The organism is Burkholderia sp. AU31624 (assembly GCF_020420065.1).
In the GTDB taxonomy this organism is placed as follows: Bacteria; Pseudomonadota; Gammaproteobacteria; order Burkholderiales; family Burkholderiaceae; genus Burkholderia.
In genome coordinates this window covers 727,781-747,959 of the sequence record NZ_JAIZRT010000004.1, presented here as the reverse complement: position 1 = coordinate 747,959, position 20,179 = coordinate 727,781, and the positions used below count along the sequence as shown (strand labels likewise).

General features: G+C 67.7%; 22 protein-coding genes and 1 tRNA gene. 6 read left to right on the top strand and 17 right to left on the bottom strand.

What is annotated here, in order from left to right; all coding sequences use genetic code 11:
- Positions 1-19: 19 nt before the first annotated feature.
- The 13 genes from ureC to hemN form a co-directional block, all read right to left on the bottom strand.
- The gene (gene ureC, locus LGM89_RS18645; protein WP_226273601.1) at positions 20-1,726 is read right to left on the bottom strand and encodes an urease subunit alpha; all 1,707 of its coding nucleotides are present in this window, start codon (positions 1,724-1,726) and stop codon (positions 20-22) included.
- Positions 1,727-1,754: 28 nt separating this feature from the next.
- Positions 1,755-2,060 carry an urease subunit beta gene (locus tag LGM89_RS18640; RefSeq protein WP_226273600.1) on the bottom strand — a complete coding sequence of 102 codons (306 nt, stop codon included), beginning with the start codon at positions 2,058-2,060 and terminating at the stop codon, positions 1,755-1,757.
- Between the two features lie 8 nt (positions 2,061-2,068).
- The gene (ureA, locus tag LGM89_RS18635) at positions 2,069-2,371 is read right to left on the bottom strand and encodes an urease subunit gamma (protein ID WP_006406310.1); all 303 of its coding nucleotides are present in this window, start codon (positions 2,369-2,371) and stop codon (positions 2,069-2,071) included.
- 236 nt (positions 2,372-2,607) lie between these two features.
- Positions 2,608-3,483 (bottom strand): urease accessory protein UreD, encoded by an 876-nt coding sequence (locus tag LGM89_RS18630; RefSeq protein ID WP_226273599.1) that lies wholly within the window; start codon positions 3,481-3,483, stop codon positions 2,608-2,610.
- 208 nt (positions 3,484-3,691) lie between these two features.
- Complete coding sequence (urtE, locus tag LGM89_RS18625) at positions 3,692-4,384, bottom strand: urea ABC transporter ATP-binding subunit UrtE (protein ID WP_089495248.1); 693 nt, start codon at positions 4,382-4,384, stop codon at positions 3,692-3,694.
- 4 nt (positions 4,385-4,388) lie between these two features.
- Positions 4,389-5,246 (bottom strand): urea ABC transporter ATP-binding protein UrtD, encoded by an 858-nt coding sequence (gene urtD, locus LGM89_RS18620; protein WP_089494242.1) that lies wholly within the window; start codon positions 5,244-5,246, stop codon positions 4,389-4,391.
- Complete coding sequence (gene urtC, locus LGM89_RS18615) at positions 5,243-6,430, bottom strand: urea ABC transporter permease subunit UrtC (RefSeq protein ID WP_226273598.1); 1,188 nt, start codon at positions 6,428-6,430, stop codon at positions 5,243-5,245. The genes urtD and urtC overlap by 4 nt, the downstream gene beginning before the upstream one ends.
- 1 nt (position 6,431) lies before the next feature.
- Complete coding sequence (gene urtB / locus LGM89_RS18610; RefSeq protein WP_226273597.1) at positions 6,432-8,051, bottom strand: urea ABC transporter permease subunit UrtB; 1,620 nt, start codon at positions 8,049-8,051, stop codon at positions 6,432-6,434.
- A gap of 149 nt (positions 8,052-8,200) precedes the next feature.
- Positions 8,201-9,508, bottom strand: coding sequence for an urea ABC transporter substrate-binding protein (urtA, locus tag LGM89_RS18605; protein ID WP_166957188.1), 1,308 nt, complete (start codon positions 9,506-9,508; stop codon positions 8,201-8,203).
- Between the two features lie 423 nt (positions 9,509-9,931).
- Entirely contained in the window at positions 9,932-10,255 is a 324-nt protein-coding gene (locus LGM89_RS18600; protein WP_089424695.1) for a rhodanese-like domain-containing protein, read from the bottom strand.
- A gap of 14 nt (positions 10,256-10,269) precedes the next feature.
- Complete coding sequence (locus LGM89_RS18595; RefSeq protein ID WP_089494245.1) at positions 10,270-10,923, bottom strand: protein-L-isoaspartate O-methyltransferase family protein; 654 nt, start codon at positions 10,921-10,923, stop codon at positions 10,270-10,272.
- 104 nt (positions 10,924-11,027) lie between these two features.
- Entirely contained in the window at positions 11,028-11,285 is a 258-nt protein-coding gene (locus tag LGM89_RS18590; RefSeq protein ID WP_006488573.1) for a hypothetical protein, read from the bottom strand.
- An 80-nt stretch (positions 11,286-11,365) separates the two neighbouring features.
- Entirely contained in the window at positions 11,366-12,757 is a 1,392-nt protein-coding gene (gene hemN / locus LGM89_RS18585; protein WP_226273596.1) for an oxygen-independent coproporphyrinogen III oxidase, read from the bottom strand.
- A 160-nt stretch (positions 12,758-12,917) separates the two neighbouring features.
- On the opposite strand from hemN, the gene LGM89_RS18580 reads away from it, so the two are divergent.
- The 3 genes from LGM89_RS18580 (at position 12,918) to LGM89_RS18570 (ending at position 14,734) form a co-directional block, all read left to right on the top strand.
- Positions 12,918-13,244, top strand: coding sequence for a YkgJ family cysteine cluster protein (locus LGM89_RS18580; protein ID WP_226273595.1), 327 nt, complete (start codon positions 12,918-12,920; stop codon positions 13,242-13,244).
- On the top strand, positions 13,241-13,822 hold the full coding sequence (locus LGM89_RS18575; protein ID WP_011351198.1) for a DUF1439 domain-containing protein: 582 nt from the start codon (positions 13,241-13,243) through the stop codon (positions 13,820-13,822). Before LGM89_RS18580 ends, LGM89_RS18575 begins: the two co-directional genes overlap by 4 nt.
- An 81-nt stretch (positions 13,823-13,903) precedes the next feature.
- On the top strand, positions 13,904-14,734 hold the full coding sequence (locus LGM89_RS18570; protein ID WP_039367732.1) for an undecaprenyl-diphosphate phosphatase: 831 nt from the start codon (positions 13,904-13,906) through the stop codon (positions 14,732-14,734).
- Positions 14,735-14,850: 116 nt separating this feature from the next.
- Here LGM89_RS18570 and trmB read toward each other — a convergent pair whose 3' ends face one another.
- Both trmB and LGM89_RS18560 read right to left on the bottom strand, forming a co-directional pair.
- Entirely contained in the window at positions 14,851-15,618 is a 768-nt protein-coding gene (gene trmB / locus LGM89_RS18565; protein WP_226273594.1) for a tRNA (guanosine(46)-N7)-methyltransferase TrmB, read from the bottom strand.
- A gap of 134 nt (positions 15,619-15,752) precedes the next feature.
- Positions 15,753-15,827: transfer RNA gene (locus tag LGM89_RS18560), tRNA-Gly, on the bottom strand.
- A gap of 293 nt (positions 15,828-16,120) precedes the next feature.
- On the opposite strand from LGM89_RS18560, the gene LGM89_RS18555 reads away from it, so the two are divergent.
- The 3 genes from LGM89_RS18555 to LGM89_RS18545 all read left to right on the top strand — a co-directional run bounded on the left by LGM89_RS18555 (position 16,121) and on the right by LGM89_RS18545 (position 18,549).
- The gene (locus LGM89_RS18555; protein ID WP_006752094.1) at positions 16,121-16,465 is read left to right on the top strand and encodes a cupin domain-containing protein; all 345 of its coding nucleotides are present in this window, start codon (positions 16,121-16,123) and stop codon (positions 16,463-16,465) included.
- Between the two features lie 342 nt (positions 16,466-16,807).
- The gene (locus LGM89_RS18550) at positions 16,808-17,272 is read left to right on the top strand and encodes an ion channel (protein WP_226273593.1); all 465 of its coding nucleotides are present in this window, start codon (positions 16,808-16,810) and stop codon (positions 17,270-17,272) included.
- A gap of 116 nt (positions 17,273-17,388) precedes the next feature.
- The gene (locus tag LGM89_RS18545; RefSeq protein WP_226273592.1) at positions 17,389-18,549 is read left to right on the top strand and encodes a mandelate racemase/muconate lactonizing enzyme family protein; all 1,161 of its coding nucleotides are present in this window, start codon (positions 17,389-17,391) and stop codon (positions 18,547-18,549) included.
- Here LGM89_RS18545 and LGM89_RS18540 read toward each other — a convergent pair.
- Positions 18,535-19,179 carry a LysE/ArgO family amino acid transporter gene (locus tag LGM89_RS18540; protein ID WP_226273591.1) on the bottom strand — a complete coding sequence of 215 codons (645 nt, stop codon included), beginning with the start codon at positions 19,177-19,179 and terminating at the stop codon, positions 18,535-18,537. The two genes, LGM89_RS18545 and LGM89_RS18540, sit on opposite strands and share 15 nt — an antisense overlap.
- Before the next feature lie 55 nt (positions 19,180-19,234).
- On the bottom strand, positions 19,235-20,167 hold the full coding sequence (locus LGM89_RS18535; protein WP_226273590.1) for a LysR substrate-binding domain-containing protein: 933 nt from the start codon (positions 20,165-20,167) through the stop codon (positions 19,235-19,237).
- Between the last annotated feature and the right edge of the window lie 12 nt (positions 20,168-20,179).

Genomic DNA, 20,179 nt, shown 5'->3' with positions numbered 1-20,179 from the left:
TCGAAAGCCGGCAATCAGGTCAGAACAGGAAATAGCGCTGCGCCATCGGCAGCACGGTGGCCGGCTCGCAGGTGAGCAACTGGCCGTCGGCGATCACGTCGTAGGTTTCGGGGTCGACGCTGATCGACGGGCGCCACGCGTTGTGGATCATGTCGGCCTTCGTCACGTTGCGGCAGTTGCGCACCGGCACGATCTGCTTCGCGAGCCCGTAGCGCTCCGCGATGCCCGCGTCGGCGGCCATCTGCGACACGAAGGTCAGCGACGTGCGCGCGAGCGCACCGCCGCGGGTGGCGAACATCTCGCGATAGTGGACCGGCTGCGGCGTGGGAATCGACGCGTTCGGGTCGCCCATCTGCGCCATCGCGATCATCCCGCCCTTCAGGATCATCGTCGGCTTGATCCCGAAGAACGCCGGTTCCCACAGCACGAGGTCGGCCCACTTGCCCGGCTCGATCGAGCCGACTTCATGCGCGATGCCGTGCGTGAGCGCCGGGTTGATCGTGTACTTCGCGACGTAGCGCTTCGCGCGGAAATTGTCGTTGCGCGTGCTGTCTTCCGGCAGCGCGCCGCGCTGCACCTTCATCTTGTGCGCGGTCTGCCAGGTGCGGATGATCACCTCGCCGACGCGGCCCATCGCCTGCGAGTCGGACGACAGCATCGACAGCGCGCCGAGATCGTGCAGGATGTCCTCGGCCGCGATCGTCTCGCGGCGGATCCGCGATTCGGCGAACGCGAGATCCTCGGCGATCGACGGATCGAGGTGATGGCACACCATCAGCATGTCGAGATGCTCGTCGAGCGTGTTGATCGTGTACGGGCGCGTCGGGTTGGTCGACGACGGCAGCACGTTCGACTCGCCGCACACCTTCAGGATGTCGGGCGCATGGCCGCCGCCCGCGCCTTCGGTGTGGTACGTGTGGATCGTGCGGCCCTTGAACGCGGCGACCGTCGATTCGACGAAGCCGCCTTCGTTCAGCGTGTCGGTGTGGATCGCGACCTGCGTGTCGGTGTCGTCGGCGACGGACAGGCAGTTGTCGATCGCCGCGGGCGTCGTGCCCCAGTCCTCGTGCAGCTTCAACCCGATCGCGCCGGCCGCGATCTGCTCGACGAGCGGCTGCGGCAGGCTCGCATTGCCCTTGCCGAGAAAGCCGAGGTTGATCGGCCAGCCGTCGGCGGCCTGCAGCATCCGCTCCATGTGCCACGGGCCCGGCGTGCAGGTCGTCGCGTTGGTGCCGGTGGCCGGCCCCGTGCCGCCGCCGAGCATCGTCGTGACGCCCGACGCGAGCGCCTCGTCGATCTGCTGCGGGCTGATGAAGTGGATGTGCGTGTCGATGCCGCCGGCCGTCACGATCAGCCCTTCGCCGGCAATCACTTCGGTCGCGGCGCCGATCGCGATCGTCACGCCCGGCTGGATGTCCGGGTTGCCGGCCTTGCCGATCGCGGCGATGCGGCCGTGCTTGATCGCGATGTCGGCCTTCACGATGCCCCAGTGATCGAGGATCACCGCGTTCGTGATGATCGTGTCGGGCACGTCGGCGGCCACGCGCTGCGACTGGCCCATCCCGTCGCGGATCACTTTCCCGCCGCCGAATTTCACTTCCTCGCCATAGGTCGTGAAGTCGTGTTCGATCTCGATCAGCAGCTCGGTATCGGCGAGCCGGACGCGGTCGCCCGTCGTCGGCCCGAACATTTCCGCGTACGCGCGGCGGCTCAAGCGTAGTGTCATGTGTTGTTCCTGAAGAGCGGGGCGCGGCTTACAGCGGCCCCATCACCTTGCCTTGAAAACCGTAGACGGCGCGATTGCCCGCGAGCGCGACCAGTTCGACGGTGCGCGTCTGGCCCGGCTCGAAGCGCACCGCGGTGCCGGCCGCGATGTTCAGGCGAAAGCCGCGCGCGGCCGCGCGATCGAACGACAGTGCGTCGTTGACCTCGAAGAAGTGGTAGTGCGAACCGACCTGCACCGGGCGGTCGCCGGTGTTCGCGACGACGAGCGTCAGCGTCGCGCGGCCCGCGTTCAGTTCGTGTTCGCCGTCGTCGGTGAGGATTTCGCCGGGGATCATGCGGGGCCTCACGGAATCGGGTGATGAACGGTCACGAGCTTCGTGCCGTCGGGGAAGGTCGCCTCGACCTGGATGTCGGGAATCATCTCCGGCACGCCGTCCATTACGTCGTCGCGCGTGAGCAGCGTCGTGCCGTAATGCATCACTTCGGCGACCGTCTTGCCGTCGCGCGCGGCTTCCATCAGCGCGGCGGTGATGAAGGCGACCGCCTCCGGATAGTTGAGCTTCAGGCCGCGTGCGCGACGGCGCTCGGCCAGCAGCGCCGCCGTGAAGATCAGCAGCTTGTCCTTCTCGCGGGGAGTCAGTTTCATGAAGGCAAACGTTCAGGAAAACGTAATTGTTATCGGTGCGTGCGCAACGGGGCGAACGCGCGGTTCATCGTAGCACCGCGCTGTTTTGCGTGCGTCGTGTATCGGTTATGTAAGGAGCAAGGCGCGTGCCATGTGCATGGAACGCAGCCGGATGCGCGCTTGTGGTGCGCGATGCATGGGCAACGTGCAGCGCCAGCCGCGACGCTGCGCCGAAACGGTGCGTGGAATGACCGCGCTCAGGTTTGCCAGAGACGCAGCGGCCGCGCGTCGACGCCGTGCACGATCGGCCGCAGGTGCAGCCAGCACTCGGTGAAGTGCCGTTGCAACGCTTCCATCGACGTCGACAGCGCGCGGATCAGCACGACGCCCGGCGTCACGCAGGTTGCGCCCGCGCGCAGCGTGCCGTCGAACGGCATCCGCGCGGCGAGCGATTCGGCGAGCGCGGCGTCGCACGCGGCGCCGGCGGCCCACAGCGTGCCGTACGCGGGAAAGCCGGCGAGACCCTGCAGCGCGCCGCGCAGCGGGTCGTGCGCATCGAGCAGCGCGCGTTCGGTCCACAGCGGCCGGCCGTCGGCATCGACGAGCGCCGAAGTCGATGCGATGCGGCCCGCCGACCAGGTTTCGCCGGCCGCCTGCCGCCCGAGCTGCGTTGCGTCCCAGCCGATCGCGCTGGCGCCCGCGCCGAGCTTGACCGTGAAAGCGAGCGACGCATGCGCCGCGTCGAAGAACAGGTTGTTCTGCGGCAGCCAGTCGAGCTTCGCGTGTTCGCCGACCGTGATGCCGATGCGCTGCGTCGCGTCCAGCCCGTTCGACTTGTACCACTTGGTCGCGCCGGGCGTGGTCAGCACCGCGTGCGTGCCGTCGCCGAGCGCGATGTCGATGTCGAGCCGGTCGCCGCCCGCGACGCCGCCCGGCGGGTGGACGATCACCGCGTGGCAGATCGCATCGCCTTCCGGGTACAGCGGCCGCTGCACGCGCAGCGGGCCGTCGTGCAGCCGGTGCGCGAGCGTCGTGCGCGCGCCGTGCCGCTCGAAGCCGAGTTCGAGGCGGCCGCGCCACGACTTGGCGACGGCGGGGCGGGACAGCGGGGCGTGGGAATCGGGGGCGGACATCGGCGGGAAGCAGGGGACGGGCGCGGAGAACGAGGATGCTACCGCAACAATATACGCTGCGGTACCCGCGCTGCAGCGCGGGGTAACGCGCGATCTCGCGCCGAGCCGCTTCGCCGGCGTGCGCCCGACATGCGCCGTTCGACGAGGTGCCGAAGCGATGGCCGGAATCGACGGCCGGAAGCGATGCCGTTCCGGGCCGCGTTTCCCGTCACACCGCGATCAGCTCGCGCACGCCGTTCGCTTCCATCTCGTGCGCGTCGCCGCCCGCGATGATCTCGCCGCGGCTCATCACCCAGTAGCGGTCGGCGATCGATCGGGCGAAGTCGTAATACTGCTCGACGAGCAGCACGGTCATCTTCGATTCGTCGACGAGCTGGCGCAGCGTGCGACCGATGTCCTGGATGATCGACGGCTGGATGCCTTCGGTCGGCTCGTCGAGGATCAGCAACTGCGGCTCGCTCATCAGTGCGCGGCCGATCGCGAGCTGTTGCTGCTGGCCGCCCGACAGGTCGCCGCCGCGTCGCGCGCGCATGTCCTTCAACACCGGGAACAGGTCGTAGATACGATCGGGCACCTTGGATGGCGCCTTCCGGCTCGCCGCGCCGACGAGCAGGTTTTCCTCGACGGTCAGCCGCGGAAAGATGTCGCGGCCCTGCGGCACGTAGGCGAGCCCGGCCGCGACGCGCGCATACGGCGGCATCGCGCCGAGCGCCGTGCCGCGCCACGACACGCTGCCGCTCTTCGCGGCGACGACGCCCATCAGGCAGCGCAGCAGCGTGCTCTTGCCGACGCCGTTGCGGCCGAGCAGCACGGTGAGCTTGCCGTCGTCGGCGGCAAGGCTCACGTTGCGCAGGATGTGGCTGCCGCCGTAGTACTGGTTCAGTGCATCGATCTTCAGCATCGCATCATCGTCCAAGGTAAGACTCGATCACCGCGTCGTCGCGCTTGACCTGGTCGAGCGTGCCTTGCGCGAGCACCGCGCCTTCGGCCATCACCGTCACGCGGCCCGTGTCGCCCGCGAGCGCCGCGACGAATTCCATGTCGTGCTCGACGACCATCATCGAGCAGGTGCCGCGCAGCGTGTTCAGCAGCTCGGCGAGCTCCATCGTCTCGTGGTCGGTCATCCCGGCCGCCGGCTCGTCGAGCAGCAGCAGCGCGGGGCGCTGCATCAGCAGCATGCCGATCTCGAGCCGCTGCTTCTGCCCGTGCGACAGCTCGCCGGCCGCGCGAAAGGCCTGGCTTTCGAGGCCGATCAGCGCGAGCGTCTCCTCGATCTTCGCCTGCGCGGTGCGATCGAGCTTTGCACGCAGCGACGCGAGCCAGCCTTTGTCGGTCTGCATCGCGAGCTCGAGGTTCTCCCACACCGGATGCTGTTCGAACACGGTCGGCTTCTGGAACTTGCGGCCGATGCCCGCGCGCGCGATCTCGGGCTCGTTCATCCGCGCGAGGTCGATCGTCTGGCCGAGAAACACCTTGCCCGCATCGGGGCGCGTCTTGCCGGTGATCACGTCCATCATCGTCGTCTTGCCCGCGCCGTTCGGGCCGATCACGCAGCGCAGCTCGCCCGCGTCGATCGCGAGCGACAGCTTCTTCAGCGCGCGGAAGCCGTCGAAGCTCACCTCGATATCCTCGAGGTAGAGGATCGTGCCGTGCGACGTGTCGATGCCGGCCGGCACCACGCGCCCCATCGACGCGGTGCCGCTGACGGCCCGCCCTTCGTCCTCGGGCGGCGGCGTGAATTGATAGAGGGCCGTTCCGTTCATGCGCGTTTCCCCTTCGCGAGCACGGTTTCGACGAGGCCCATGATCCCGCGCGGCAGCAGCAGCGGCACCAGCACGAAGATCAGGCCGAGGAAGAACAGCCAGTATTCGGCGAAGTAGGCGGTGAACAGGCTCTTCGCGCCGTTCACCGCGAACGCGCCGACGATCGGCCCGATCAGCGTGCCGCGTCCGCCCACCGCGACCCAGATCGCCATCTCGATCGAGTTGCCGGGCGACATCTCGCCGGGGTTGATGATGCCGACCTGCGGCACGTACAGCGCGCCCGCGATGCCGCACAGCACGGCCGACACGGTCCACACGAACAGCTTGTACGCGAGCGGGCTGTAGCCGAGGAACATCAGCCGCGTCTCGCCGTCGCGCACCGCGGTGACGACACGCCCGAGCTTGCTGGTGACGATCGCGCGCGCGGCGATGAACGCGAGCACGAGCGTCGCGAACGTCAGCAGCAACAGCACCGTGCGCGTGCCGGGCGACGTGATCGCGAAGCCCGCGATGCGCTTGAAGTCGGTGAAGCCGTTGTTGCCGCCGAAGCCGGTCTCGTTGCGATAGAACAGCAGCATCGCGGCGAACGTCATGGCCTGCGTGATGATCGACAGGTACACGCCCTTCACGCGCGAGCGGAACGTGAAGAAGCCGAACACCCACGCGAGCACGGCCGGCACGAGCACGACGAGCGCGAGCGCCCACGCGAGATGCTGTGTGCCGCTCCAGTACCACGGCAACCGGTGCCAGTCGAGGAACACCATGAAGTCGGGGAGGTCGCTGCCGTACTTGCCGTCGCGGCCGATCTCGCGCATCAGGTACATGCCGATCGCATAGCCGCCGAGCGCGAAGAACAACCCGTGGCCGAGGCTCAGGATCCCGCAGTAGCCCCACACGAGATCGAGCGCGAGTGCGGCGATCGCGTAGCACATCAGCTTGCCGGTGAGCGTCATCGCGTACGCGGACAGATGGAACGCGCTCGACTCGGGCGCGACGAGCGCGGCGAGCGGCACGCCGATGCCGATCGCGAGGCACAGCGCGATCAGCGCGAGCCACGCGCGCCGCGACAGCAGCGCGGGGCGGGGCGGCAGGCCGAGCGCGAAACCGTCTGCCGTGCGTGCGGCGGCAGCCGGCTGCGGCGAGTCGGCAGCCGGGTTCGACAGGGAGTGGGTGAATGAAGTCACGTCAAGCCTCCGCACTGCGGCCCTTCGGGGCGAACATGCCCTGCGGACGTTTCTGGATGAACAGCACGATCATCACGAGTACCGCGATCTTCGCGAGCACGGCGCCCCAGAACGGCTCGATCGCCTTGCTCGCGAGGCCGAGCCCGAAGCCGCCGAGCACGGTGCCGGCGATCTGCCCGACGCCGCCGAGCACGACCGCCATGAACGAATCGATGATGTAGTTCTGGCCGAGGTCGGGGCCCACGTTGCCGATCTGCGACAGCGCGCAGCCGCCGAGGCCCGCGATGCCCGCGCCGAACGCGAAGGCATACGCGTCGACGCGCGCGGTCTTCACGCCGACGCACGCGGCCATCCGGCGATTCTGCGTGACGGCGCGCACGAACAGGCCGAGCCGCGTCTTCGTCAGCACGGCCCACGCGACGAATACGACGGCGAGCGCGAACGCGAGGATCGCGAGCCGGTTGTACGGCAGGATCAGGTTCTGCATCACGGTCACGCCGCCGCTCATCCACGACGGGTTCACGACCTGCACGTTCTGCGCGCCGAACAGCATCCGCGTCGCCTGGATCAGGATCAGGCTCACGCCGAAGGTGGCAAGCAGCGTCTCGAGCGGGCGCCCGTACAGGTGTCGCAGCACGAGCCGTTCGAGCACGATGCCGACGAGCGCGGCCGTCACGAATGACACCGGCACCGCGACCAGCGGATACCAGTCGAATGCACCGGGCGCATAGCGCTGGATCAGCGTCTGCACGACATAGGTTGCGTACGCACCGATCATCAGGAATTCGCCGTGCGCCATGTTGATCACGCCGATCAATCCGTACGTGATCGCGAGGCCGAGCGCGGCGAGCAGCAGCACGCTGCCGAGCGACAGTCCGGCGAACAGCGTGCCGACGATCTCGCCGCGGCGCTGCAACGCGTGCAGCGTGTCGAGACCCTGCTGCGCGGCGTCGCGCACGCGCGCGTCGGGCTCCGCATAGCTGCCGTCGGCGTTCTTCGCGACGAGCGGGCGCAACTGCTCGATCATGTCGAGGTCCTGGCGCGCGGCCACCACCTGCGCGGCTTCGAGGCGCTTCGCCGGATCGGCGTCGTGCAGCGCGGCGATCGCCCACAACGCATCGAGGCGGCGTTTCAGTGCGGGATCGGTTTCCTTTGCACGGGCGCGGTCGATCATCGGCTTGAGCGCCGGGTCGGGCGATTTCAGCAACGCATCGATCGCGTCGCGGCGTGCGGCGACGTCGGGCGACGCGAGCGCGAGCCCCGACAGCGCGCCCGTAATCTTCGTGCGCAGCAGGTTGTTCAGCATCACGGGCTGCGCGTCGCCGGCCGGCGTCGCGGCTTGCGTGAGCGCGTCGTGTGCGGTGTCGCCGGTCTGGATCAGCAGGCGGCCGTCGCCGGTCGCGAGCGCGTCGTCGGTCGACAGCGCGTTGAGCAGTGCGACGGCGCGCGGATCGGCGTCGGCGGCGAGCCGTTCGATCGCGGCCGTCTTCGCATCGAAGTCGTCGCCGGCGAGCGCGGCGGTATCGGTGGCCGTCAGCGCAAACGCGGTGTGCGGCAACCCGCCCGCGAGGGCAGCGCACGCGACGATCGCGGCGGCGGCTCGGCGAAAGCGTGTAGGCATCGGGAAATCCTGTCGGGCGTGGGAAAGCGGATGCGTGCGGCGATGCGCGGGCGCGTGCGGTTCGTCACGGCAAGCGCGGCCCGTGCAGCGGGGTCGGCATCGGCGTGCGAGCAGTACGTCGCGCGTGACACGCGACGTACTGCGCTGCATCAGGCGAGCGCCGCGCGCTGCCGGCGCAGGAAGGCCGGGATCGACGTGACGATGTCCGGCTTGCCCTGGTTGCCCGCGATGAACGGGCTCCACGGTTGCGCGCGCACCGCGGTCTTGGTCTTCCACACCACGTTGAACTGCCCGTCGCCGCGAATTTCGCCGATCATCACCGGCTTGTGCAGGTGATGGTTGCCGTCCATCGCGAGCGTGAAGCCCGACGGCGCGGCGACGGTCTGGCCGATCATCGCGACGCGCACCTTGTCGACGTCGGTGCTCTTCGCCTTCTCGACGGCCTGCTTCCACATATGGATGCCGACGTAGGTCGCTTCCATCGGGTCGTTGGTCACGCGCTTCGCGCCGCCCGGCAGGTTGTTCGCCTTCACCCACGCGGCGAACTGGTCCTTGAACTTCGTGTTGGTCGGGTTCTTCACCGACATGAAGTAGTTCCACGCGGCGAGGTGGCCGACGAGCGGCTTCGTGTCGATCCCGCGCAGCTCTTCCTCGCCGACCGAGAATGCGACGACCGGCACGTCGGTCGCCTTGATCCCCTGGTTGCCGAGCTCCTTGTAGAACGGCACGTTGGAGTCGCCGTTGATCGTCGAGATCACGGTCGTCTTGCCGCCTTGCGAGAAGTTCTTGATGTTCGCGACGATGGTCTGATAGTCGCTATGGCCGAACGGCGTGTAGACCTCCTGAATATCCGCATCCTTCACGCCCTTCGATTTCAGGAACGCGCGCAGGATCTTGTTGGTCGTGCGCGGATACACGTAGTCGGTGCCGAGCAGGAAGAAGCGCTTCGCGCCGCCGCCTTCCGCGCCCATCAGGTACTCGACGGCCGGGATCGCCTGCTGGTTCGGCGCGGCGCCCGTATAGAACACGTTGCGCGACATTTCCTCGCCTTCGTACTGCACCGGGTAGTAGAGGAGGCCGTTCAGTTCCTCGAACACCGGTAGCACCGACTTGCGCGACACCGACGTCCAGCAGCCGAACACGCAGGCAACCTTGTCCTGCGTGAGCAGCTGGCGCGCCTTCTCCGCGAACAGCGGCCAGTTCGACGCGGGATCGACCACCACGGGTTCGAGTTTGCGGCCCATCACGCCGCCGCTCTTGTTGATGTCGGCGATCGTCATCAACGCGGTGTCCTTCAGCGACGTCTCCGAGATCGCCATCGTGCCCGACAGCGAGTGCAGGATGCCGACCTTGATCGGGCCGGTGCCCGCGTCCGCCGCGTGAGCGAACGGGCTCTTGCCCGCGAGCGCGAGTGCGCCGGCCATCGAACCGAACTTCAACAGACTGCGACGTTTCATCGGGATCCCCTTGTCGTGTTGGATATGCGCGCCGTGAAGGCGTCGGCCAACGAGTAACGCAAGGCATGTGCCAGTCGTGCGGATGCACGTCCGGCGTGCCTGCGCGGGGCGGTGCGGGGCGTCGGGACGGTGCGCATGACGCGTCGTGCAGCATCCGCGGTCCGTCGCGGTGCAGGTTCACGGGCGCAAATGGTGCACGGTCAGGGTTCCCCGTTCCGGTGCCTGCACCTGCACGCGGTGTGGGAGCCGTCGTGCACCATGACTTCGCACCACGCAGGCAGGGCGCGGGCGCAGCGCTGTTGAGGTGGCTGACCGGAGCGGAAAAGAGCAACGGGCACGCGATGCGTGCCCGTTCGGGGGATCAGTGCGGCCGGCGGCAGGGTGCCGATCGGCGCGGCGGCGCGTGATGCGCCGCGGGCAGGATCAGTAGCGCGGCACGGCCGGATCGACGTCGCGCGACCACGCGTCGATCCCGCCTTGCAGGTTGTACAGCTTCGTGAAGCCGCGCGATTCGAGGAACATCGCGACCTGCGCGCTGCGCATCCCGTGATGGCACACGCAGACGATTTCCGCTTCGTCGTCGAGCTCTTCGCTGCGCGCGGGAATCTGCTGCATCGGGATCGATACGCTGCCGGCGATGTGCGCGGTCGCGATTTCCCACGGTTCGCGCACGTCGAGCACGACCGGCGCCGGGCGCGCCTTGTCGCCGAGCCATTCCGCGAGCATCGCGGCCGTCAGGATCTGCATGGTGGCTCCGCCGCTCAGAACTTGAAGCGCGACGGCTCGATCGCGTTGACGAGGTGGTCGATGTACGTTTCGAACACGTCGGCGACGCGGTACTGCTTGTCGTCGATGCGCGTGATGATCTGCGCCTTCATCACCGGACGGCCGCCGACGAATGCCGCGAGGCGGCCGCCGACCTTCAGCTGCTCGAGCATTTCCTGCGGCACGACGGGCAGGCCGCCCGCGACGCAGATCACGTCATACGGCGCCTTGCCGGCCCAGCCGCGCGAACCGTCGCCGAGGACGACTTCCGCGTTGGTCACGCCGTCGTTGCGCAGGTTGTCTTCCGCGAACTTCGCGTTGGTCGGGTCGATTTCGACGGCCGTCACGTGCTGCGCGCGGTGCGCGAACAGCGCAGCCAGGTAGCCCGAGCCGGCGCCGATGATGAGTACGTTCTCGTGCTTCTTGACCGTCAGCTCCTGCAGCACGCGTGCCTCGACGCGCGGGAACAGCATCTTGCCGCCACCCGGCAGCGGCAGTTCGAGATCGGCGAATGCGAGATCGCGGTATTCGGCCTGAACGTAGTTTTCACGCTTGACGATCGACAGCAGGCCCAGGACGTCGAGATCCAGCACGTCCCACGGCCGGATCTGTTGTTCGATCATGTTGAAACGCGCGTTTTCGATATTCATGGTGTGGTCACGCAGCCTGATCGGCTATCAGCGGGGATAGAGAAACTTCGTGATTGTACCAAACGGGGCGGCCGCGAAGCCTTCAGGCGGCCTGCAACAGACCTTTACCCCTTGCTCTTCTTGATCTGCGCCTCGAACGCGAGGTCGAGCTTGCTCGCCTTGCGCGGTTTTTTGGGGCCGAATTCGTCGACGAACTTGACGAACTCGTCGAGCGGCAGCGGCTCGCAGCGCTTCTCGGCGGTGCCGCCGGAGCGGTCGACGAGATAAAACAGGCCGCCCGCCATCGCGACGGCCGCGAATTGCGGGTTGCCGGAGCGGGTCTTCAGGCGTTCGACCGCGTGGGTCGCTTTGGTGGTGCGCATCGTGCGGATTCTGGCGGGGCGGTAAGCCCCACACTGTATCAAACCGGCCGCCCGCGTGCGGCCGGCCGGGCCCGTCAGGCTCAGACCGTGCGCGAGTAGCGTTGCTGCGGCGTCTGGCCGAGATACGCGTCGAATGCCATCGCGATGTTGCGCACGACCATCCGGCCGGCCGGATGGATCGTCAGGCGGTCGGCCGCGACCGTCAGCAGCCCGTCGCGCTCGAACGGGCGCAGCGCGTCGAGTTCGCGCGCGAAATGATCGGCGAAGCGGATGCCGTGCGCGGCCTCGACGTGCGAGAACGGCAGGTCGAGGTTGCACATCAGCTGCGTGATCACGTCGCGGCGCAGCCGGTCGTCGGGTGTGAGCCGCACGCCGCGCGCGATCGGCAGCCGGCCCGCGTGGAGCGCGGTGCCGTACGCGGGCAGGTCCTTCGCGTTCTGCGCGTAGACGTCGCCGACCTTGCCGATCGACGACACGCCGAACCCGACGAGATCGGTATCCGCGCGCGTGCTGTAGCCCTGGAAATTGCGCTGCAGCGTGCCGTTCTTCTGCGCCCGCACGAGTTCGTCGGACGGCCGCGCGAAGTGGTCCATCCCGATGTACACGTAGCCGGCCGACGTCAGCATGTCGATCGCGAGGCCGAGCAGCGCGATGCGCGTTTCCGGCGGCGGCAGCGTCGCGTCGTCGATCTGCCGCTGCATCTTGAACAGATGCGGCATGTGCGCGTAGCCGAACACCGACAGCCGGTCGGGTGCGAGTTCGATGATCGTTTCCAGCGTGCGCGCGAACACGGACACGGTCTGGTGCGGCAGCCCGTAGATCAGGTCGACGCTCACCGAATGAAAGCCCGTCGTGCGCGCGGCGGAGAGCAGGTCGGCCGTCATCGCCAGCGGCTGGATGCGGTTGATCGCCTGCTGCACGACTGGATCCAAATCCTGTACGCCGAGGCTCAGCCGGTTGAAGCCGATGTTGCGCAGGTGGACGAGCGTCGCGGGCGTGACCGTGCGCGGGTCGATCTCGATCGAGAATTCGGCGTCGGCATCCGGCGCGAGCGCGAAGTGCTCGCGGGTGGCCGCCATCAGCTCGGCCGTTTCGTCGTCGGACAGGAAGGTGGGCGTGCCGCCGCCCCAGTGCAGCTGCGTGACCGGGCGCGCGGGATCGAACAATGCGGCCTGCAGCGCCATCTCGCGCTTGAGCTGGTCGAGATACGGGCGCGCGCGCCGGTGGTTGTTGGTCGCGATCTTGTTGCAGCCGCAGTAGAAGCATGCGGTGTTGCAGAACGGGATGTGGAAGTACAGCGACAGCTCGCTCGACGACGCGCCGGGGTCGCTTGCCGCGCGCACGTAGTCGGCCGGGTCGAAATCGTCGCGGAACTGCAGCGCGGTGGGGTACGACGTATAGCGCGGCCCGTTCGCGCCGTATTTCGCGAGCAAATCGGGACGGAACAGTGTGTCGGCAGAACCAGAATGCATGACGGTCTCGCGCTTTTTAGATGCTTTCGAGTATATAAACGCGTGATTCGGCTGCATTGTGTAATAACGTCGCAGCAGGCGATGGCACAATGCGGGGTAGGGCTGCCGGCACCGCGTCCGGTTGCCGCACCGTTTTTTGTTGTTCGTTCGAGAGAGCCGAGTGTCCGTCGAATTGCCTGTCCGCCCGGCGTCAGCCGTCCCGCCGCCGCATGCGTGCCGCGAGGGCTGCGGCGCGTGCTGCATCGCGCCGTCGATTTCCAGCCCGATTCCGGGCATGCCCGGCGGCAAGCCGGCCGGCGTGCGCTGCGTGCAGCTCGGCAACGATCTGCGCTGCCGGATCTTCGGCCGACCCGAGCGGCCCGCGTGCTGCTCCGGGCTGCAGCCGGCCGCGGACATGTGCGGCGCGTCGCGCGACGACGCGCTCGCGTGGCTCACGCGTCTCGAGGCCGCGACGCGGCCGTCGCAACCAGGAGAGTGTTCAGCATGACCGCACCTTGCGCGCCCGGCCGGCGCCGTTTTCTCGCCGCAACCGTCGGCGCCATCGGCGTGACGCTGTCGCTCGCCGCGTGCGCGTCGACGTTCCCGTTCATCCCCGATCACTACACGTTCTCGCGCGGTGACGTGCAGAAAGCCGTCGCGCGCAAGTTCCCGTACCAGAAGACGGTCGCGCAGGTCGTCGACGTGTCGCTCGCGAACCCGGCCGTCAACCTGCTGCCTGACCAGAACCGCGTGGCCGTGCAGCTCGACGCGCACTTCGTGAGCCCGTTCCTGCGTGCGCCCGTCAGCGGCAAGTTCACCGTGTCGGGCCAACTGGCTTACGACGCGCCGAGCCGCTCGGTCGTGCTGAAGTCGCCGGCCGTCGACAGCCTCGCGCTCGACGGCGACGCGCAGATGTACGCGCAGCAGGTCGGCGCGGCCGCCGGCCTGCTCGCGACGCAGTTGCTGACCAACTATCCGATCTACACGTTCAAGCCCGAACAGCTGCAATTTGCCGGGGTGAACTACGAACCCGGTACAATTACGATTCTTACAAACGGCATACGCGTGGCGATCGTCGAAAAGTGACGACGCACCGCGCTCGGCCGGAGGGGGGCCGCGCGTGGAAGAGTGGCTCATTCATTCGACCATTTCGGAGTTGGGCCACGGATGGACTGGATCCTGATCTGCAAGGCTTTGATCCTCGGCGTCGTCGAGGGGCTGACGGAATTCCTGCCGGTGTCGAGCACCGGTCACCTGATCGTCGCGGGCAGCTTCCTGAATTTCAACGATTCACACGCGAAGACGTTCGACGTCGTGATCCAGTTCGGCGCGATCCTCGCGGTCTGCTGGGAATACCGGCAACGGATCGCGTCCATCGTGTCCGGACTGCCCAGCCGGCCCGACGCGCGGCGCTTCACGCTGAACGTCGTGATCGCGACGATTCCCGCCATTGCGCTCGGCCTCCTGTTCGAGAAGAAGATCAAGGCCGTGCTGTTCTCGCCGGTCCCCGTTGCGTTTGCGCTCGTCGTGGGCGGCGCGATCATCCTGTGGGCCGAGGCGCGGCAGCGTGAGCGGAGCGAACCGCCGCGCGTGGTGTCGGTCGATGCGCTGACGCCGCTCGACGCGCTCAAGGTCGGCATCGCGCAGTGTTTTGCGCTGATTCCCGGCATGTCGCGCTCGGGCTCGACGATCATCGGCGGGATGCTGTTCGGCCTCGACCGGCGCGTCGCCACCGAATTCTCGTTCTTCCTCGCGATCCCGATCATCTTCGGCGCGACGCTCTATGAAACCGTCAAGGACTGGCAGGCGTTCACCGTCGACTCGCTCGGCCTGTTCGTGCTGGGCGCCGTCGCGGCATTCGTCAGCGCGTTCGTGTGCGTGCGCTGGCTGCTGCGCTATGTCGCGTCGCACGATTTCACCGTGTTCGCGTGGTACCGGATCGCGTTCGGGCTGTTCGTGCTGCTGGTCGGGTACAGCGGCTGGCTGAACTGGGCGTGACGCGAACACGAAGGCGGGCGCGCCTCGCATGAAAAGCAAAAGCCCGATCGGCGTAGGCCGGTCGGGCTTTTGCTTGTCCGGAGCAGGGCGGCGTGCGCCCGACCCAGCGGGAGGGCTCAGCCAGCGCGCTTGCGGAACACCAGATCCCACACGCCGTGGCCGAGCCGCAGCCCGCGCCGTTCGAACTTCGTCACCGGGCGGTAGTCGGGGCGCGGCGCGTAGTCGGCGGCCGTGTTTTCGAGCGTCGGCTCCGCGCCGAGCACGTCGAGCATCTGTTCCGCGTAGTTCTGCCAGTCGGTCGCGCAATGAATGTACGCGCCGGGCTTCAGGCGCGACGCGAGATGCGCGACGAGCGGCGGCTGGATCAGCCGGCGCTTGTGGTGGCGCGCCTTGTGCCACGGGTCGGGGAAGAAGATGTGCACGCCGTCGAGGCTTTCCGGCGCGAGCATGTGCTCGAGCACTTCGACCGCGTCGTGCTGGATGATGCGGATGTTCGTCAGATCCTGCTCGCCGATCAGCTTCAGCAGCGCGCCGACGCCCGGCTCGTGCACCTCGACGCCGAGGAAGTCGTCGCCGGGGCGGTTCGCGGCGATTTCCGCGGTCGATGCGCCCATGCCGAAGCCGATCTCGAGGATGCGCGGTGCGCTGCGGCCGAACACGGCGTTCCAGTCGGGCAGTTCCGGCGCATACGGCACCACGAAGCGCGGGCCGAGTTCGTCCATCGCGCGGCGCTGGCCGGTCGACACGCGGCCGGCGCGCGTCACGAAGCTGCGGATGCGGCGGTGGTGCAGCGGATTGACTGCGTCGGCGCCTTCGGCGGCTTCATCGGGAATGGCGTCGTCGTGCGGCGGCAGGCCGGCTTCGTTCGGATCGTCGTGCATCATCGGTGACAGAGAAAGGCTCGGTTGCGGGCGAGGGCCCGTTGCGCGCAGCAGTGCGCCGGGGGAACCGGCACATGGTACAAAAAAGCCGCCTTCGACGAGGCGGCTCATGCGCAGGCTGCGATGCAGCCGGAAAGTGGAGCGGGCGATGGGAATCGAACCCACGTCATCAGCTTGGGAAGCTGAGGTAATGGCCATTATACGACGCCCGCAGAACGCGCAATTCTACAGGGTTTGGCCGAGATGTGGCAAGTGTGCGTGTTTTGGGTGGTGGCTTCGATGCCGGTAACGCTCGACGGAGGTGCGGTGGCACCGCTGAAAATGGTCGTCAGAAAGGGATCGGCTGGAAGCGGTTCGTCGGCGCAACGCGGAACCGAACGACGGCGTGCCCGCCCGCAGGCCCGTGTCGAAAATAGACGAGTCCGCGTCGGAAGCATGCAAGTCCCCACGACGCTTTCGAACTAACGTGACAGGCCTCTTACACGATCGTTAGTCTGGAGCCGACATGTCCGATTTCATCACCGTTCTGCGCGAAACCTGCCCGACCCCCGTCCTCGATGCGACCAAGTGGAAGCGCATCGGCGGCGATCCGCACACCGTGAACCTGAACGCCTACCTCTCGAAGGACGGCAGCAAGATCATGGGCACCTGGATCTGCACGCCGGGCAAGTTCGAGGTGAACTACGAAAAATGGGAGTACTGCCACTTCCTCGACGGCTACTGCATCATCACGCCGGAAGGCGAGGAGGCGGTGCACCTGAAGGCCGGCGACGTGTTCGTGATCGAACCCGGCATGAAAGGCACGTGGGAAGTGGTGGAAACGGTGCGCAAGTACTTCGTCTTTGCCTGAGCGGGCCGGTCGATTCGAGCGACGCATCCCTGCGTCGCCGGATCCCTTCCCGGTTCCCGGAGCCGGGAGGGCAGGCGGAGGATTTCGGCTCAATAGAACGCGTTCCGGTTCGGAAACAGCTCGCCGAGCGTGATCGCGTTTCTTTCAGCGAGGCTGAGCACGCGCACATATCAAGGTTCGCTCCCGAAAGGGTCGGAAGTGCCGAGCGTGCCGATTGCATGGCCTGACGTCGCGCTTGGTGCCGCCACCGGAAACCCATTGCCACCCGCCCGCGCCATTGCGCGGCGCCGGTGTTAATCTTTCGCCCATCGCCGCTGCCGCCCCCGACCCCAAAGGCCTCCCATGGAAAGCTGGACGATCGGCATCCTGCTCGGCATGACCACGATCCTCGTGCACACCGCGGCGATGGTCGGCCTGGCGGTCGTCGCGCGCCGGCTTCGCGAAGCGCTCGACGTGCGCCGCGACGACATCCACCAACAACTGCGCCAGGTGACGGGCATCATCGCGCTAATCTGTATCGCGCTCGGGCTGCTGCATACGCTGGAGGCGATCGCGTGGGGCGCGACGTTCGTGCAGGTCGGTGCGATCGGTTCATTCAGCGATGCGCTGTTCTTCTCGATCGACACGATGTCGACGCGGGGCGCGTCAGGCATCGTGCCCGCCGCGAACTGGCGAATGCTCGGCGCGATCGAATCGTCGTGCGGCGTTCTGCTGTTCGGGATGTCCACTGCATTCATCTTTGCCGTGATCCAGGCCGACTTCTCGGCGATCACGCAGCGGCTGCAGCACGATCGTCCGCCCCGGTAGCGCACGCCTGCAGCCTGCGGCGACAGCGCCTATGATGCAGCGGTCCGCCCACTGTTACGGCCGCATCGCGTACGTCGTTTGCCAGCGCCTCGGCTGCCACCATCGGAACGCCGACCATGCGCATCACCGCGATCCACGAACAAGCGATTCCCGTGTCCCGCTATGCCGATCCGGCGATCCCGTCCGGCGGCCTGACGACGAGCGTTGTCGCAGTTACCACCGACGTCGTGCGCGATGGCCGCCCGGTGACGGGCTACGGCTACGCGTCGATCGGCCGTTTCGCGCAGGGCGGCCTGATTCGCGAACGGTTCGCGCCGCGCCTGCTGGCCGCCGCCGACTCACTCGCCGACGAGGTCGGCACGAACCTCGACCCGTTCCGCGCGTGGCGCGCGATGATGGCCGGCGAAAAGCCCGGTGGGCACGGAGAACGATGCGTCGCAGTCGGCACGCTCGACATGGCGATCTGGGATGCCGCCGCGAAGATCGCCGACCTGCCGCTCGCCCGCTTTCTCGCCGACCGACTTGAACGCACGGCCGCCCCACGCGTGCATGTGTACGCCGGCGGCGGCTACCGCTATCCGCACGACGATCTCGCGCGTCTGTCGGACGAAATGCGCCGCATCGCCGATCTCGGCTACACGCACGCGAAGATCAAGATCGGTGGCGCGGATCTCGATCAGGACCGCAGGCGCATCGAAGCGGCCGCCACGCAACTGGCGGACAGTTCGCACCTCGCGGTCGACGCGATGAACACGTACGACGCGACGACCGTAGAAGCCGCCGCCGCGATGCTCGCGCCGTTCGATCTCTGGTGGTTCGAGGACATCTGCGATCCGCTCGACCTGCCGCTCCAGGCGGACATCGCCGCGCGCTACGCACCGCCGATCGCGGCTGGCGAGGCGCTGTTCTCGCTCGCGGAAGCGAAGCTGCTCGACCGCTACGGCGGCTTGCGCCCCGAGCGCGACGTGCTCGTATTCGATCCGGTGCATGGCTACGGGCTGCCGGGCTATCTGCAGATCGTCGACCACTTCGCATCGCGCGGCTGGCGGCGCGATGCGTTCTGGCCGCATGGCGGCCACCTGTTCTCGCTGCATGTCGTCGCGGCGCTCGGGCTCGGCGGCGCGGAAGTCAGTCCGTTCGCGTTTCATCCGTTCAGCGGACTGGCGGATGGCGCAAGCGTCGACGCCGGATACGCGCGCGTGCCGCAGGCGCCGGGCATCGGCTTCGAGCTGCACGCCGGCGCGCACGACGTGTTTCGCACGTTATCGAGCCGCTGACGCCCGCAGTGCATCGATCGCAAAACGCACCGCGAAGCCCAGCATCATCACCGCGACGAAGCAATCGAGCATGCGCCATGCGAGCGTGCGGGCGAACCACGCGCGGCATGCGCGGGCGCCATACGCAAGCATCAGGAACCAGGCGAGCGAAGCCGTCATCGCGCCGATCGCAAACGGCGCGCGCGCGGCGGGCGTGTGGCTCACGATCACGGTGCCGAGCAGCAGTACGGTATCGATCCACGCATACGGATTGAGCAGCGAGACGGCGGCGGTCGCGAGCACCGTGCGCGAGCGCGTGGGTTCGCTGCCCGTGCGCGGACCGTCGACGTGCTCGGGCCGTCGTCGCCGGATCGCCGAGCGCAGCGCGAGCAGGCCATAGCCGGCGAGATACGCGATGCCCGTCCACAGCGCGGCCGACACCACGCCAGGATGTCGCGACAGCAACGACGACAACCCGTGCGGGCCGAGCGCGATCAGCAGCGCGTCGCTGCCTGCACAGACGAGGGCGATGGAAAGCAGATAGGGGCTCGAGATCGAGCGCTTGATGACGAAAGCGTCCTTGGGGCCGACGGACGTGAACAGTCCGGCGCCAAGCAGCAGGCCTTCGGTGAAGGCAGAGGTGTCGAGCACGAGCGGGCCGACAACCTCTTAAGCTGAACCGGTGATGGTTACGATGAACGAAACGTTAAGGGGCGCCCGGGGGCGTTGTCAATGCCCACTCGGGCCGCTGCCCGAGCGTGTCGAACAGCCGGACGATCTCCGCTTTCACCTTCTGCACCGCGTTGCTGACGAGCGCCGTATCGTGCCAGCACAGCGACAGGTCGCGCGCGAACAGCCGGTGCGCGACCGTCGACAGCTTGAGCTTGCGCTCCTCGATCTCGACGTGCGCGGCCGTCCACGGCAGGATCGTTACGCCGAGCTGCGCCATCACGGCCGCGAACAGCAGCCCGGTCGAGCTCGCCTCGAAGCTGATCTCGTACGACAGCCCGGCCTCGCGCATCGCCCAGCCGACGCGGTTGCGGATCGTGTTCGGCGCGCTCGGCAGCACGAGCGGCATCCGCGCGATCGCGTCGAGCGGCACGGGACCGTCCGGTACCGGGAACCCGGGCCACGTGATCAGGTACAGCGTTTCCGTCAGCAGCCGGTGAACCGCGATGCCGCGCGTGTCGACCGCGTCGACGACGATCGCGAGATCGAGCCGCGAGCGTTCGAGCAGCGTGTCGAGATCGGCGCTCGGCGCTTCGATCAGCTCCAGCATGATGCCGGGAAAGCGGTCGCGCACCGCGCGGGCGAGCGGGATGGCCAGCACGCGCGCGGTGCTCGACGGCATGCCGACCGTCACGCGGCCCTGCGGCGTATCGGCATCGCGGCGCAGCAGCTCGCGCGTGCCGTCGGCCTGGCGCAGCAGCTCGAGCGCGTGCTGGTACAGCGTGCGGCCGGCGGCGGTGGGCGCAACGCCGCGCACGCTGCGTTCGAGCAGCTGCATCCCGAGATCCTGTTCGAGATTGCGCATCTGCTGGCTGACCGCCGGCTGCGCGACATGCAGCGCCTCGCTCGCATGCGTGACGTTGCCGCATTCGACGACCTTCACGAAATAGCGCAACTGCCTCAAGTCCATCGCCGTCTCCCG

What these genes read in the sequence shown, in the direction of transcription:
- LGM89_RS18545 (WP_226273592.1), top strand. Translation starts at nt 17,389, where the DNA reads ATGCGCATCACCGCGATCCACGAACAAGCGATTCCCGTGTCCCGCTAT.
- urtE (WP_089495248.1), bottom strand. Translation starts at nt 4,384, where the DNA reads ATGCTGAAGATCGATGCACTGAACCAGTACTACGGCGGCAGCCACATC.
- LGM89_RS18570 (WP_039367732.1), top strand. Translation starts at nt 13,904, where the DNA reads ATGGACTGGATCCTGATCTGCAAGGCTTTGATCCTCGGCGTCGTCGAG.
- LGM89_RS18600 (WP_089424695.1), bottom strand. Translation starts at nt 10,255, where the DNA reads ATGCAGATCCTGACGGCCGCGATGCTCGCGGAATGGCTCGGCGACAAG.
- LGM89_RS18595 (WP_089494245.1), bottom strand. Translation starts at nt 10,923, where the DNA reads ATGAATATCGAAAACGCGCGTTTCAACATGATCGAACAACAGATCCGG.
- LGM89_RS18590 (WP_006488573.1), bottom strand. Translation starts at nt 11,285, where the DNA reads ATGCGCACCACCAAAGCGACCCACGCGGTCGAACGCCTGAAGACCCGC.
- LGM89_RS18535 (WP_226273590.1), bottom strand. Translation starts at nt 20,167, where the DNA reads ATGGACTTGAGGCAGTTGCGCTATTTCGTGAAGGTCGTCGAATGCGGC.
- hemN (WP_226273596.1), bottom strand. Translation starts at nt 12,757, where the DNA reads ATGCATTCTGGTTCTGCCGACACACTGTTCCGTCCCGATTTGCTCGCG.
- urtB (WP_226273597.1), bottom strand. Translation starts at nt 8,051, where the DNA reads ATGCCTACACGCTTTCGCCGAGCCGCCGCCGCGATCGTCGCGTGCGCT.
- LGM89_RS18550 (WP_226273593.1), top strand. Translation starts at nt 16,808, where the DNA reads ATGGAAAGCTGGACGATCGGCATCCTGCTCGGCATGACCACGATCCTC.
- urtA (WP_166957188.1), bottom strand. Translation starts at nt 9,508, where the DNA reads ATGAAACGTCGCAGTCTGTTGAAGTTCGGTTCGATGGCCGGCGCACTC.
- LGM89_RS18575 (WP_011351198.1), top strand. Translation starts at nt 13,241, where the DNA reads ATGACCGCACCTTGCGCGCCCGGCCGGCGCCGTTTTCTCGCCGCAACC.
- LGM89_RS18630 (WP_226273599.1), bottom strand. Translation starts at nt 3,483, where the DNA reads ATGTCCGCCCCCGATTCCCACGCCCCGCTGTCCCGCCCCGCCGTCGCC.
- LGM89_RS18555 (WP_006752094.1), top strand. Translation starts at nt 16,121, where the DNA reads ATGTCCGATTTCATCACCGTTCTGCGCGAAACCTGCCCGACCCCCGTC.
- trmB (WP_226273594.1), bottom strand. Translation starts at nt 15,618, where the DNA reads ATGATGCACGACGATCCGAACGAAGCCGGCCTGCCGCCGCACGACGAC.
- urtD (WP_089494242.1), bottom strand. Translation starts at nt 5,246, where the DNA reads ATGAACGGAACGGCCCTCTATCAATTCACGCCGCCGCCCGAGGACGAA.
- LGM89_RS18640 (WP_226273600.1), bottom strand. Translation starts at nt 2,060, where the DNA reads ATGATCCCCGGCGAAATCCTCACCGACGACGGCGAACACGAACTGAAC.
- ureC (WP_226273601.1), bottom strand. Translation starts at nt 1,726, where the DNA reads ATGACACTACGCTTGAGCCGCCGCGCGTACGCGGAAATGTTCGGGCCG.
- ureA (WP_006406310.1), bottom strand. Translation starts at nt 2,371, where the DNA reads ATGAAACTGACTCCCCGCGAGAAGGACAAGCTGCTGATCTTCACGGCG.